This is a genomic window from Actinoplanes sp. NPDC051470 (genome assembly GCF_040682035.1).
GTDB lineage: Bacteria > Actinomycetota > Actinomycetes > Mycobacteriales > Micromonosporaceae > Actinoplanes.
This window is the reverse complement of sequence record NZ_JBFBAA010000011.1, coordinates 174170-187959: the sequence shown is the minus strand read 5'-3', so window position 1 is coordinate 187959 and position 13790 is coordinate 174170. Positions and strand designations below refer to the sequence as shown.

The 13790-nt window shown below is 71.9% G+C and carries 10 protein-coding genes; 5 read left to right on the top strand and 5 right to left on the bottom strand.

Annotated elements, in window-relative coordinates:
- Positions 1-34: 34 nt before the first annotated feature.
- Positions 35-1045 carry an aldo/keto reductase gene (locus tag AB0M54_RS21095; protein ID WP_364473193.1) on the top strand — a complete coding sequence of 337 codons (1011 nt, stop codon included), beginning with the start codon at positions 35-37 and terminating at the stop codon, positions 1043-1045.
- Positions 1046-1109: 64 nt separating this feature from the next.
- Here the strand turns inward: AB0M54_RS21095 and AB0M54_RS21090 are convergent, their stop codons facing one another.
- Both AB0M54_RS21090 and AB0M54_RS21085 read right to left on the bottom strand, forming a co-directional pair.
- The gene (locus AB0M54_RS21090) at positions 1110-2816 is read right to left on the bottom strand and encodes an ABC transporter ATP-binding protein (RefSeq protein ID WP_364473191.1); all 1707 of its coding nucleotides are present in this window, start codon (positions 2814-2816) and stop codon (positions 1110-1112) included.
- Positions 2813-4474, bottom strand: coding sequence for an ABC transporter ATP-binding protein (locus AB0M54_RS21085; RefSeq protein ID WP_364473189.1), 1662 nt, complete (start codon positions 4472-4474; stop codon positions 2813-2815). Before AB0M54_RS21085 ends, AB0M54_RS21090 begins: the two co-directional genes overlap by 4 nt.
- A 42-nt stretch (positions 4475-4516) precedes the next feature.
- Here AB0M54_RS21085 and folP point away from each other — a divergent pair, with 42 nt between their 5' ends.
- Entirely contained in the window at positions 4517-5368 is an 852-nt protein-coding gene (folP, locus tag AB0M54_RS21080; RefSeq protein WP_364473187.1) for a dihydropteroate synthase, read from the top strand.
- Here folP and AB0M54_RS21075 read toward each other — a convergent pair.
- On the bottom strand, positions 5365-5916 hold the full coding sequence (locus AB0M54_RS21075) for a TetR/AcrR family transcriptional regulator (RefSeq protein WP_364325790.1): 552 nt from the start codon (positions 5914-5916) through the stop codon (positions 5365-5367). The genes folP and AB0M54_RS21075 overlap by 4 nt on opposite strands.
- A gap of 86 nt (positions 5917-6002) precedes the next feature.
- On the opposite strand from AB0M54_RS21075, the gene AB0M54_RS21070 reads away from it, so the two are divergent.
- Complete coding sequence (locus AB0M54_RS21070) at positions 6003-7406, top strand: DHA2 family efflux MFS transporter permease subunit (RefSeq protein WP_364473185.1); 1404 nt, start codon at positions 6003-6005, stop codon at positions 7404-7406.
- 69 nt (positions 7407-7475) lie between these two features.
- Here AB0M54_RS21070 and AB0M54_RS21065 read toward each other — a convergent pair whose 3' ends face one another.
- Entirely contained in the window at positions 7476-9302 is a 1827-nt protein-coding gene (locus AB0M54_RS21065; protein ID WP_364473183.1) for a LamG-like jellyroll fold domain-containing protein, read from the bottom strand.
- Positions 9303-9384: 82 nt separating this feature from the next.
- Entirely contained in the window at positions 9385-12285 is a 2901-nt protein-coding gene (locus AB0M54_RS21060) for a hypothetical protein (RefSeq protein ID WP_364473181.1), read from the bottom strand.
- A gap of 430 nt (positions 12286-12715) precedes the next feature.
- Between AB0M54_RS21060 and AB0M54_RS21055 the strand changes: the two genes are divergently transcribed.
- Complete coding sequence (locus AB0M54_RS21055; protein WP_364473179.1) at positions 12716-13039, top strand: PadR family transcriptional regulator; 324 nt, start codon at positions 12716-12718, stop codon at positions 13037-13039.
- Positions 13036-13716 carry a hypothetical protein gene (locus tag AB0M54_RS21050; protein ID WP_364473177.1) on the top strand — a complete coding sequence of 227 codons (681 nt, stop codon included), beginning with the start codon at positions 13036-13038 and terminating at the stop codon, positions 13714-13716. Before AB0M54_RS21055 ends, AB0M54_RS21050 begins: the two co-directional genes overlap by 4 nt.
- The last annotated feature ends 74 nt before the right edge of the window (positions 13717-13790 follow it).

The window sequence follows — 13790 nt, the reverse complement described above, 5'->3', positions numbered from 1 at the left end:
ACCTGGAGCGCGCTCCGGGTCCTAGCGTCGGGGCATGCAGACAGTGGAACTCGGCCGGACCGGCGGGCAGGTGAGCGCGCTCGCCCTGGGCGCGATGCAGATGGGCAGCGAGACGAACGAGCCCGACTCGGTGACGATCCTGAACCGGTACCTGGAGGTGGGCGGGTCGTTCATCGACACCGCGGACTGTTACGAGTGGTGGGTCAACCCGGGCACCGCGGGCGGGCAGAGCGAGGAACTGCTCGGCCGGTGGCTGCGCGACGGGAACCGGCGGGACCAGGTCTTCCTGGCCACCAAGGCCACGGCGGTGCCGGTGGCGAGCCCGGACTTGTGGGCGGCGGACGGCTCGCCGAACTGGGACCTGGCCCGGCGGACCTTCGCCGGCGCCGGGGCGGACACCCTCCGGCGGGCGCTGGACGGCAGCCTGACCCGGCTGGGCACCGACCACATCGACCTCTACTACGTGCACGTGGACGACCGGGCGACGCCGCTCGAGGAGACCCTGGAGACGCTGGACTCGTTCGTCAAGGCGGGCAAGGTGCTGCACCTGGGCTGGTCGAACGTGCGGACCTGGCGGCTGGAGCGGATCCGGCGGCTGTGCGAGCGGAACGGCTGGACGGCGCCGGTCGCGCTCCAGCAGCAGCACTCGTACCTGCGGCCGAACGGGGCGAACCAGAACTCGTCGGTGGTCGACGCCGACCAGTGGGACTACCTGACCGAGCACGACGACCTGACGCTGGTGGCGTACTCGCCGATCCTCAAGGGGCTGTACGACAACAAGGCGAAGCGGGACGGCCACTTCATCCTCGACGCCTACCGCGGTTCGGACTCCGACGCGCGGCTGGCCGCCGTCGACGAGCTGGCCGCGGAGCTGGGGGCCACCGGCAACCAGGTGGTGCTGGCCTGGCTGGCGCAACGGCCCGGGCCGCGGGTGGTGCCGCTGATCGGCCCGCGTACGCCCGAGCAGTTCGAGAACGTCGTCCCGGCCCTCGACCTCAAGCTCACCACCGAGCAGATCGAACGTCTGGACGCCGCCGGCGCGTGAACCCTTCAGTGGTAGCCCGGAGCGGCATCCGGGCGGCAGACGCCGCGATGGGCTACCACTGGAACTAGCCGTGCCAGATGCGCCACAGGGCGGCGTAGGGGCCGTCGCGGCGCACCAGCTCGTCGTGTCGGCCCAGCTCGACGATCCGGCCGTCGTCCATCACGGCCACCCGGTCCGCGTCGTGCGCCGTCTGCAGGCGGTGGGCGATCGCGATCACCGTACGGTCGTGCAGCACCGCCGCCAGCGCCCGCTCGGCGGTGCGGGCGGCGGTCGGGTCGAGCAGGGCGGTCGCCTCGTCCAGGATGACCGTGTGCGGGTCGGCCAGCAGCACCCGGGCCAGCGCGAGCTGCTGGGCCCGGGCGCCGTCCGGCGGGTGTTCGCCCAGGTCCAGGTCGAGGTCGGTGGCCCAGTCGGCGCCGACCCGGGTCAGCGCCCGGCGCAGGTCGTCGTCGGGCGCCGCGATCATCAGGTTGTCCCGCAGCGACTCGGCGAAGACGTGGTGCTCCTGGGTGACCAGCACGACGTGCCGGCGCAACTCGTCCGGCGGCAGGTCGGCGACCGGCACCCCGCCGACCGTGATGCTGCCGGTGCGCGGCCGGTCCACTCCGGCGATCAGGCGGCCGAGCGTCGACTTGCCGGCGCCGGAGAGCCCGACGATCGCCAGGCGCTCCCCCGGCCGCACGGTCAGCGTGACGTCATGCAGAACGTCGCGGCCCTCGTCGTACGCGTACCGCACGCCGTCGATCTCGATCTTCTCGCCGTCCGGAAGCCGTTCGGTCGAAACCGGGCCGGGTGGCACCGCGGCCAGGCCCTCGACGCGTGCGAACGACGCCCCGCTGCTCTGGAGCTGCTCGATCCAGATCGTGATCGAGTCGAGCGGCCCGGCCAGCTGCCGCAGGTAGAGCACCGCGGCGCCGACCGTGCCGACCGACACCCAGCCGTGGAAGGCCAGGTAACCGCCGGCGACCAGGATGATCACGACCGGGACGGCGTAGGACAGCTCGACGGTCGGGAAGAAGAACGTCCGCAGCCGCAGCGTGGCCATCCGGGTCCGGCGGGTCTCGTCGATGGCCGCCCGGCCGATGGCCAGCCGCAGCCGGGCCAGGCCGAACGCCTCGATCGTACGGGCGCCCTCGACGGTGGCGGTCAGCTCGTCGGCCAGGCGGGAGTCGGCCGCGCCCTCGCGCAGGTACGCGTCCCGGGCCACCCGCAGGTACCAGCGGGTGATGAACCAGATGCCGGCGAACCCGAGCAGCCCGGCCGCGCCCAGTGGCGGGCTGAGCACGAGCACGGCGCCGACCAGGAAGAACATCTGCACGAAGGCCCCGGTCAGCGCCGGCAGGATGTCGCGCACCGACTTGGCCACCTGGTCGATGTCGTTGGTGCCGCGGGCGGCCAGGTCACCGCCGGCGACCCGCTCGACGACCGACGCGGGCAGGGTCAGGGCCCGGTCGACGAAGGTTTCCCGGATGCGGGCCGCCGTACGCTCGCCGACGTTGGCGCCGGCCCACAGGGCGTACCGGAGCAGGACGGTCTGGGCGACGGCGCAGCCGAGCACGCCCAGCGCGTAGTGGTCGACCTGGGGCGGACCGGCGCCCGCGGTGACCGCGTCGATGATCCGGCCGAGCAGCCACGGCCCGCCCAGCCCGGCCAGGGCGGCGAAGGCGTTGAGCACGAGGACGCTGACCACCGCGCGGCGGTCGGCGGCGATCAGCCGGAACGCGGCCTTCCGCACGTCGGCCGGCGTCGCGACCGGCAGAACCCCGCTCACGATTGAACGTCCTCGAACACCCGCGTGACCAGCTCCCGATAACCGGCTTCGGTTCTCAGCAGGGAGTCGTGGGTGCCCGACGCGACCACCCGGCCGTCGACCAGGTAGTGCACGACGTCGGCCCGGGACAGCAGCACCGGCGACGTGGTGGCGAGCACGGTCCCGCGGCCGGACCGCACGTCGCTCAGCCGCTGGGCGATGGCCGCCTCGGTGTGCGCGTCCACGGCCGAGGTCGGCTCGGCCGCCAGCAGCATCTCGGGGTCGGCGTGCAGCGCCCGGGCCAGCCGCAGCCGTTGCCGCTGGCCGCCGGAGAGGTTGCGGCCGCGCCACTCCACCGGCCGGTCCAGGTCGGCCGCGATGTCGTGCACGACGGCGGCGTCGATGGCCCGGCGTACCCGGTCGTCGTCGGTCTCGCCGGGACCGGCCACCACGTCGCGCAGCGTCCCGGCGAACACCTCGGCGTCGTGCCGGGCCACCAGCACCCGGTCGCGCACCTCGGCGCGGGCGATGCCGTCCAGCCGCCGGCCGGCCCAGGTGGCCTCGGTCTCGCCGTACCGGCCGAGCCGGTCCAGGATCGCCTCCGCGTCGGCGGTGCGGGCGCCGGCCAGCACGGTGAACCGGCCCGGCTCGGCGCTCACGCCGGAGATCGGGTCGCTCAGCGGGGCGGGTCCGGCGGGTGCCGGGTCACCGTGGTCGGATTCGATGGGTACGCGCAGGAAGGCGGCCACCCGGCGGGCGGCGACCAGGCCGCGGGTGATGTCGAAGCCGCAGAAGATCATCACGTCGACCGGGATGGCCAGCAGCGACGTCCAGCCGTACACCGCGACCAGCTCGCCGATGGTGATGTCGCCGCTCGCGGCCATCCGCGCGCCGATCCAGGTGACCACGGCGAGGAACAGGACGGGCAGGCCGGTGCCGAGCGCGCCGACCCAGCTCGACGTGACGCCGACCCGGTAGCCCAGGTCGCGCAGCTTGTCCGACTCCTGGCGGTACCGGCCCAGGTGCGACTCCTTGCCGCCCAGGCCGTTCAGCACGCCCAGGCCGCCGAGCACGTCGACGAGCCGGCCGGCCAGCGTGCCCTGCCGTTCCCGGTAGCGCTGCCCGGCCGCCTGGACCCTGGTCAGCAGCGGGCCGACGATCAGGGCGAGCAGCGGGACACCGGCCAGGACGGTGACGGCGAGCATTGGCGAGGTGTGGAAGAGCAGGACCGCGACCGTCCCGTACGCGACCATGCTGGCCACCCCGACGCCGCCGACGTTCATCGAGCGGGAGATCACCCACACGTCGGAGATGCCGATCGTGACGACCTCGCCGGCGGTGATCCGGCGCGGCAGCGCGGCGCCCAGCCGGGTCGCGTGCTCCAGCACCAGGTCGGCTGTCAGCAGCCCGGACAGGGTCCGCAGCTTGGTCATCGACCGGTGCCGCATGATGCCGAGGAAGGCGCCGGCCCCGCCGAGCACCAGAACCGCCGCCGCCCAGCCGAGCAGCACGTCGGTGCGGTGTGCCCGCAGGCCGTGGTCGATGGCCTGGGCCAGGAGGTACGGCGTGGCCGCCAGGCTCAGGTACCAGACCGTGGCGAACGCGGCCCCGATGAAGATCCGTTTCCGGACACGTCGAGCCAGCCACCACAGATATCGACCCGGTCCCCGCGCATCCATTACGTCACTCTTACCGATGACCGGTTGCTACCGTCCACCGATATGCGACGCGTGATCGGCGGCCGGGAGTTCGATTTCGACCGCCGGGTGGCGGTGATGGCGATCGTCAACCGCACGCCGGACTCGTTCCACGACCGGGGCCGGACCTTCGCGCTCGCGCACGCGCTGGAGGCGGTGCGGACAGCCGCCGAACAGGGCGCGGACTGGATCGACATCGGTGGTGTGCCGTTCGCGCCGGGGCCCGAGGTGACCGTCGCGGAGGAGCTCGAGCGGGTGCTCCCGGTCGTCGAGGCGGCCCGCGAGCTGACCGTGGTGTCGGTCGACACGTATCGCCCGGAAGTGGCCCGCGAGGCCATCGCGTGCGGGGCCGGCGTGATCAACGACACGTCCGGGCTGCGGGATCCGGCGATGGCCGACGCGGTCGCCGGTACGGACGCCGCGCTCGTGATCACGCACAGCGTGGCCCCGCCCCGCACCCCGCATCCGTCCCCGCGCTACGACGACGTCGTGGCCGAGGTGCGATCGTTTCTCCAGCAACGGGTGTCGGTCGCGCTCGACCGCGGCGTACGCCCGGACCAGATCGTTCTCGACCCGGGCCCCGACCTGAACAAGAACACGGTCCAGTCGCTGGAGCTGACCCGGCGGCTGGACGAGATCTGCGAGCTCGGCCACCCGACCCTGGCCGCGGTCAGCAACAAGGACTTCATCGGCGAGACGCTGGACCGGCCGCAGCCGGACCGGCTGGCCGGCACGCTGGCGGCGGTGGTCTTCTGCGTGCTGCGGGGCGCGCGCATCGTCCGGGTGCACGACGTGCGCGCGACGGTCGAGGCGGTCCGGATGACCGAGGCGATGCTGGGCTGGCGGTCACCCGCCTCCTTGAGGCACAACCTTTAGGCGTGGTGCAGGTTGAGGGCGCCCAGCACCTCGGCCGACCACGGTTCGGGCTGGACCGCGTCCGGGCCGATCACGCGAAGTGAGCCCAGAACGGTGCAGAGCATGCCCATGGCCATGAAGTCGCGGCACTCCTCGACGCTGGCGCCGGTCAGCCGGCGCACCGAGGTGTAGATCCGGCCGAAGCCCTCGCGGACCACCGGACCCATCACCGGGTCGCCCGCGGCGGCGAACCCGTGCAGCAGCAGGGTGATCAGCTCGCGCTGGGCGATCAGCTGGTCGTAGGCCGCGCCGAGGGCCTCCAGGGTGGGTGCGACCTCGGCGGCGGTCCGGAAGTGCTCCTCGATCCGGTCGCAGGCGTAGCCGATCGCGGCGAGGAAGAGCTGCTGCTTGGTGCCGAAGAGCCGGATGACGTACGGCTGGGAGACGCCGGCCAGCCGGGCCACCTGGTCGGTGGTCGTGCCGGCGTACCCGCCCTCGCTGAACGCGGTCACGGCGGCCAGGACCAGCTGGTCCTGGCGCTCCTCGGCGGTGAGTCTCGTTCTGGGCATGCCCCCGATCGTACTTGACAAAGTTATCAGTGGATAACTACCTTCGGTCGCGTAGTTATCAGTGAATAACAACTGGGGAGAACCTGATGACCGCCACGACTCTCGAGCGGCCCGGCGCCGAACCGGCGCGGAAGGCCCGGCCGCTGGCCTGGGTGCTCGCCGCGACCGGCATCCCGATCTTCATGGTCACGCTCGACAACCTGGTCGTGACCACGGCCCTGCCGGTGATCCGGACGTCGATCGGCGCCTCGATCACCGACCTGCAATGGTTCGTGAACGCCTACACGCTGCCGTTCGCCGCGTTCCTGCTGACCGCGGCCGCGCTCGGCGACCGGATCGGCCGGCGGCGGATGTTCGTCGGCGGCATCGCGCTGTTCACGCTCGCCTCGGCAGCGGCCGCGCTGGCCTCCGAGCCGTGGCAGCTCACCGCCGCCCGCGCGGTGCAAGGTCTGGCCGGCGCCGCGGTCGCGCCGCTGTCCCTGACCCTGCTGGCGCAGGCCGTGCCGGACAGGATGCGCAACGCCGCCGTCGGCATCTGGGGCGGCATCAGCGGGCTCGGCGTCGCGGTCGGCCCGGTGGTCGGCGGCGCGGTCACCGAGGGCCTCGACTGGACCTGGATCTTCTGGCTGAACGTGCCGGTCGGCGTGATCGCGGTGGTGCTGGCCGCGGTGGTGCTCCGCGACTCGCGCGGCGGCGCCTCGAAGCTCGACCCGCTCGGCCTGGTGCTGTCCGCGGCCGGCATGCTGCTGCTGGTCTGGGGTGTGGTGGACGGGCCGGACCGCGGCTGGACCTCCGGCCGGGTGGCCTCGATGCTGATCGCCGGCGTGGTGCTGATCGGGCTCTTCGTCGCCTGGCAGAGCCGCACGAAGTCGCCGATGATGCCGCTGCGGCTCTTCCGGTCGCGGGGCTTCAGCCTGGTCAGCGTGGTGACCCTGACCTTCTCGGCCGGCACGTTCGGCGCGGTGTTCCTGCTCGCCCAGTACTTCCAGGTGGTGCAGGGGCTCAGCCCGCTCGAAGCCGGGGTACGCACGCTGCCGTGGACGATGGCGCCGATGGTGGTCGCGCCACTGGCCGGCATCTTCGCCGACCGGATCGGGCTGCGCACGCTGATCGCCACGGGCCAGGCGCTGCTGGCCGGGGCGCTGCTGTGGATCGGGCTGGTGACGGCGGCCGACACGACGTACTCGTCGCTGGTCCCGGCCTTCGTGATGGCCGGCATCGGCATGGGGCTGACCTTCGCCCCGATCAGCACGATGGCCCTGGCCAGCGTGCCGGAGGCGGAACGCGGCGTGGCCTCGGGCGCCAACAACACCATCCGCGAGTTCGGGGTGGCCGCCGGGGTCGCCGCCCTGGCCTCGGTGTTCAGCTCGTACGGCGGCTACACCAGCCTGGACAGCTTCGTCGACGGCGTCGTCCCGGCCGTCCTGGTCGGAGCGGCCGTGGTAGGCATCGGCGCCGTGATCGCCCTGGCCCTCCCCGGCAAGCGCTGACGATCAGTCAGTGGTAGGCCAGGGCGGCATCCGGGCACCGGATGCCGCTCCTGGCTACCACTGTTCGGGCTATCCGCCGACCTTGACCCAGACGTCGTCCAGCTCGCCGTGGAACTGGTCGTTGTCCGCGCCGACGCCCTTGCCGCCGAGGCTGAGCGGCTGGGTGGTGACCACCGACAGGGCCACCGGGATCGCCACGCTCGTCTTGACCGCGTCGTCGACCACGATGCTCAGGGTGGCGCCGGACCGGCGGCACTCGAGCGTGTGCCACTCGCCGTCGGCGATCGACTCGCGGCTGCGGGCGATGAGCACGGAGGTGGACGCCTTGTCGCCCATCCCGCAGCTCGGCTTGCCGGAGATGCCGTCGGCCTGCAGCTTGTACTGGCCGCCGCCGGAGGCGTACCCCTTCTGCAGGATGTTCTCCCCCGCGCCGGCCTCCTGCGGGCTGAGCCGCACCGCCGCGCCGTAGCTCAGCGGGCCGCTGCCCGGGTTGAGGTCCGGCGTGTCGGCCGACTGGAGGACCAGCTTCGCGCAGTTCTCCCCGGCGCACTTGGCCGGGAACTCGAGCGCCTGGCCGTTGCCGTGCGGGACCATCTTGACCGCGCCGCCGCCGCGGGTGACCGCGCGCAGCAGGTGGCCCTTGCCCGAGCCGTCGTCGAAGGTGCCGTCGGCGACCGTGGTGTCGAAGTTGTAGGACGCCACGTGCGGGCTGGCCGGCGCCGGACCCGCCTCGGGCCGGTCGATCTTGAAGGCGACGTAGCGCTTGCGGGTCTGCGTGCCGATCATGGTGAAGTCGCCGACCGCGCTGACCACGCCCAGCGTCGGCGAGGCGGCCAGCGCCCGGACCCCGGCCACGCCGTTGGCCTGCGGCGCCCAGTTCAGCAGGTTGCCCTGCCCGTCCACCGCGGCCAGCTTGACCCGCGGCACCGAGCCGTCGGTGCAGAGACCCATCGCGCCGTTGTTGGTCGTCGTGCAGGCCTTGTCGAAGTGGCCACCCACGTACGTGACGCCGTCCAGCACCGCGATCGCCTGCGCGTCGCCGTCGAACACCCGGGTCCACCTGGTCGCGCCGGTCGGCGAGTACGCGATCGCGCGCCCGCCCTGCCCGCCGAGCGAGGCCCAGACGCCGGTCGAGTCCGCGGTCAGCGCGATCACCTGGGACACCGGCTTGGGCAGGAACGACTTGTCGAGCACCCCGGTGATGCCGTCGACCGCGGTCAGCCGCAGCGTCGAGGAGAGCCCGTTGGTCTTGTGGAAGCTGCCGCCGAGGTAGACCCGCTTGCCGGTCACCGCGACGGCGTTGACCACGTCGTCGGTGGTCGGGGTCCAGGCGTCCAGGGCGCCGGTGGCCAGCGAGAAGGCGGCCACGTTGGACCGGGTCGCGCCGTCGATCGCGGTCAGCTTGCCGGCCACGTAGAGCTTGCCGTTGCCGGTGGCGATGGCGTTGGGCTGACCGGCGACGGAGTGCTTGAGCGGGGTGAGCGCGCCGGTGGTGGCGTTCAGGCCGGCCACCGCGTCCCGGGCGGTGCCGGAGATCTTGTCGAAGTCGCCGGCCGCGTAGACCGTGTCGCCGTCGACCGCGAGCGCACGAACGTTGGCGTCGGCCGTCGGCGTCCACGGCAGCAGTTCGCCGGTCTTCGCGTTGAAGGCGGCCAGCTTGTCCCGGGCGATGGTCTTGCCGTTCACCACGGCGGCGGTGAAGGTGCCGCCGACGTAGACGGTGTCGCCGCGGTGGGCCACGGCGTACACCGGGCCGTTGAACGACGGGGAGGCGACCGGGTCGGAACCGACCACCTCGGCCAGGGCCGCGCCGCCGGCGGCGACCACCGAGGTGGCCACCCCGATCATCAACGCGCGGCGAACCGCGGCCTTTGCACGAATTCGGGTTTTGAGCACGACGCACGGTATCTTGCCCGAATAGCGGCTTTAGCTCCGCGCCGGTCCGGCGAACGGGTCGCAAATCGGTCCGAACGTGCCGTCACCGGGCCACCATCGACACCTCGAGCGCGGCCCCCCGTACCTCAGGATCAGGGTGTTGACGCAGGTCGAGCAGCATGCCGCGGAACGGCTCGGCCCACCGGTGACGCTCGCCCGCCCTCGCCAGCGCCACCGCGATCAGCCCGCCGGCCAGGCCGCCACGCCCGCCCAGAACCGCGGCCGAGGCCCGCAGAATCGCCGGTTCGAGGGACTCCTTCCGGGCCCGCTCGGCGACCACGCCGGCCACGACGACGGCCAGCAGCGGGCGCGGGGTGCAGAGCTCGATCAATTCCGGGGTACGGAGGGGAAGGGCCGCCGCGAGCAGGCGGGCGGCCGTACCCGCGAAAGCCGGAACCTCACCCAGAGCCCGCGCCGCGGCGATCAGCGGAGCCCGGTCGACGCCCGCGCCGGCCGAGACCGACCAGGTCACCGCCCGGTCGGCCAGCCACGTGAGGCGCCGCCGGGCCGGACGATCGGCCGCCGGCCCGCCCGGCTCGGCGTCCAGCCGATCCAGCTCGGCCAGCCGGCGCAGGGCCAGCCGGAACGCGTTCGCGTCCGGGTGCCGCAGGACCGCCCCCACGAACGGCGGGCATCGCCGCTCGAGGTTGGTCATCCGGCGGAACAGCAGGTCACCGAGGCCGGTCAGGTGCTCCATCCAGAGCAGCATCGCGTCCTCGTCGCCGGTCAGCGCGACCACCCGGGCGTAGCGCGGACGGTGCCGCTCGGCGATCTCCCCCGGCCAGGCGGGCTTGATCCCGTCCCGGGCCGCCTCGGTCAGCAGGTCCCAGCTCAGCTCCTGGTCGAGCCGCTGCCGCACGGTGGCCACGACCGCGGCCCGGACATCCGGGTGCTGCCCGTCCCGGCGGAACACCTCGGCCAGCACCGGCACCGCGTCACCGAGCAGCCGTACCGCCTCCTTCCGCGCCGCGATCCTCGGCGACGTGCGGACGACGTCGGCGAGCACTCCGACCGCCACCGCGGGAGGCAGGTCCCGTGCGACCCGGGCCAGCGCCCACACCGCCACCCGGGCCCGATCGGTGTCGAGCTGCGCCCTGATCACGCCCAGCGAATCCGCGCCCAACGCGCCGACCGCCGCCTCCGCGATCCGCACATCCGGATGATCCACCAGCGACTCGACCAGCTCACGCCCGCCGGCCCGCGCGGCCGCCCGCACCGCCCGCACCCGGATCGCCAGATCCTCGTCGGCGTCCGCGACCACCTCGCCCTGCAGGCGGACGAACGCCGCCCGCTGCTCCGGCCGCCACCGCTCGGTCCCGCGCACCACGGCCGGGGTCCAGCGGCGGGCCGGCGCCGGCCGGAACCGGCCGGGCGGCACGTTCGCCGGAACCAGATCGGTCCGCCGGGCGCGCACCACCGCCCACACCGGCTCCTGGGTGATCGCCGTCGGGTCGGCGGCCAGCAGCCGGGCGGCCCGGTCGTCCCGGGTGGCCGGGTCGGCCAGCCACTGCTCGATGGCCTCCTTCGCCACCGTGGTATCCGGGTGATGCAGGGCCAGGTCGGCGAGCCAGCCCCGCAGCCTCTCCACCGGCCACCCCGCCCGGCGCAGCGCCCAGGCCAGATCGGGCGCGCGGTCGTGATCGCCATGCGCGGCGCCGGCCTCGACCCAGCCGGCCAGCCGGTCGACCAGCTCGGCATCTCCCCGGTCACGCAGGGCCAGCACAACGTCGAAACCACCGGCCCGCACAATCCTCGCGACGGCGTCCAGGGCCCAGTCGCGCAGCGCCGGATCATGCCGGACGCCGAGCGGGATCTCGACCAGTTCCTCGAGGGTGCCGGTGGACGTGCTCGGCGCCTCCAGGGTGTCCGTGACGAGCCGCGCGAGCGAGGGCGCGGCGGCCGCCGTGATCAGCGGCACCAGACCACCGACGGCGCGCAGCAGCTCCCGGCGTACCGGATCGATCTCGTTGCGGAGGCGGCCACTCAGCCCCTCCAGGGCCTCGGCCACGGCGGTCCGGTCGCGGCTCAACCGGGCCGAGCCGAGCAGATTCCGGTACGCGGCCAGCCGCACGCCACTGTCACCGTCGTTAACGGCGGCCAGCTCGCGGACCTGCTCCCAGGGCAGGAACCCCGCGATGTCCGGCAGCCCCGACCGCCTCGCCTCCTCGGCACGCAGCCGGTGCGGCAGAACCGCCAGCACCGCCGGCCAGTTCGGAGCGGGCCGGCCCGGGTCCTCGCGGGCAGCCCGGAAGACGGCGCCACGGCGGGACGGGGGCAGGGCCGCGAGAAGCTCCGGGCGGTCGCCGAACGGGATCAGCTCATCGTCCGGCAGGACAGCGAGGCGACGGGCCAGCCGGCGCGGCAGCGTTACGCCGTCCAGGCGACCGGGCGCCGCGAGCAACCGGGCGACCCGGCCCGGATGCCGCCCGGCGTAACGGCCGTAGTCGACCGGCCGCCCCGGCAGGACGCCATCCGGGGCGAAGCGCTCGACGAGATCCAGAACCCGATCGTCGCCGATCCGAAGGACCGCGGTGGCGAACCGGTTCCAAAGCTCAGCGCGGTCGCCGACCGCCGCCAGACGCGCTTCCAGATGGTCCAGCAGCGCCGCCGGGTGCTTGGCGGCCAAGGCGTTCGGGCCGGCCAGGTCATCCAGCGACGGGAGCAGCCGCCGCACGGTCGCGTCCCCACAACGCGGCAGCAGCCGAGCCGCCTCCCGGTCGCCGTAACGCGACCGGACCTCCTCGACCAGCACATCCGCGGCCCCCGGCGACGCCCACCGCGACAACAGCCCCCGAAGCGACCGCGGCAGCGACGCCGCCAGCGACCGCAACTCCTCGTCACTCAGCCACCCGGCGCGCAGACACGCTCTGACGGCGACCGCCCGGACAAACCGATCCGGATCCGCCACTCCCGCCCGAGCCTGGTCCTCCCCCGTGATGATCACGCTACGACCCTAGAAGCATCCGCAATCCGATAACCCGACGGTCGGCGAACCGGACGTTGCACCATGCGAACCGCCGCGTTGTTGTCAACGGCGACCCACTACCAGGACGTTTTGCCAGTTCACTGAGCGTACGGGCGATCCGCCGACCTCTCGATGATCTTCGCCCCTGCGGGCCGGTCGGAGCCAGTCCCCAAGTTCGAGTCTCACATCGGCCAAAATTAGAGAACGGGCGCCTTCATGCCCGACTTGAGACCTGTGACCGATCGAGTCCCGGCAGTGAGGCCGATCAGATTCGAACTCGCAGCTCAGACGTCGACTCGAGCTCGCTGGGGCAGGCAAGGCTCGTTCGGTTGCTGTACTTCCCTGCTGTACATCTCATCGGGGCGGCCCGTTGGTTGCTCCGCCATCTCTAGCTATGTAGAGTACGGATATGTCTAGTCCACCACGTATGACCATGGCGACCCAGGCCGTCCTTCGAGCATTGCTTGAAGATCCAACAAGACCACGCTACGGGTTCGACATCGCTGGTCAGGCAGGCATCGCCACCGGTTCCCTTTATCCGATCCTGGCGCGCTTCGAGCACCTGGGATGGCTGGATTCATACTGGGAAGACACGGCGGAGGTTCAGGATGGTCGCCCTCGGCGCCGCTATTACCGACTCAGCACTAACGGTGCCGCATCTGCACGCGAGGCCCTTGACCGAGTTGGTCGAAGGGTTCCGCGGGCCTGGCGCCCCGCTGGGGGCACGGCATGAACGCTCTCATGATCGGCGGCATCTTAGGTGCGGTTTTTGGGGCGATCGCCGCTGAGGTCCTGGACCTCAGCGCATGGCTGGCGCCGCGCATTGTCCATCGAGCCGCACAGGGCTTTCCGTCGCTTGAGCTTCGCACGCGTTACGAAGCGGAATGGATGGCAGAGCTGGAGCACTACAATGGACTTAAGGTCGTCAAGCTCGGGAAAGCATTGGCCATACTCGCGAGCAGCCTCCGAACGGCCAAGGTCTACCGGGGCGAAGACTTCGTCGGTATCACGGTCTACTTATCACGGCTCATTGATATGGCGCCAATGCTCTTTAGGTATGCGTGGCGCGGGTCCGAACCGGGGGGCGCGCCGCTCATGCTGGGTTTTGCATTCGCTAGTTTGATTGACAAAAGACCTGTTCTGACAGTTACGGAGTCGGAAGGTCGCCACTATGGCAAGGTCGCCACGAATGTCGAATGTAGCATAATTGTTTCCAAGGTCAACCGAGCTATCCGACGGGCATTTACGCCGCCATTGAAAATGGTACACCAACTTCGGTCAAAGATGACAGCAAGCCGATTGACCGACACAGATGTATCACGATCAGAGATATCGGTTGGATGGCTTGTAAATAACTGCAAGGTTATTAATTTTCCGGAGGATTCTGCCGCTGATGGCCGGCCTGATTAACTAGGCCATCAGTCATCCCGTCGGCCTTCGTCCACACACTGTGGAGCATGTAGGGCCTGCCTGCTCGGCTTCGC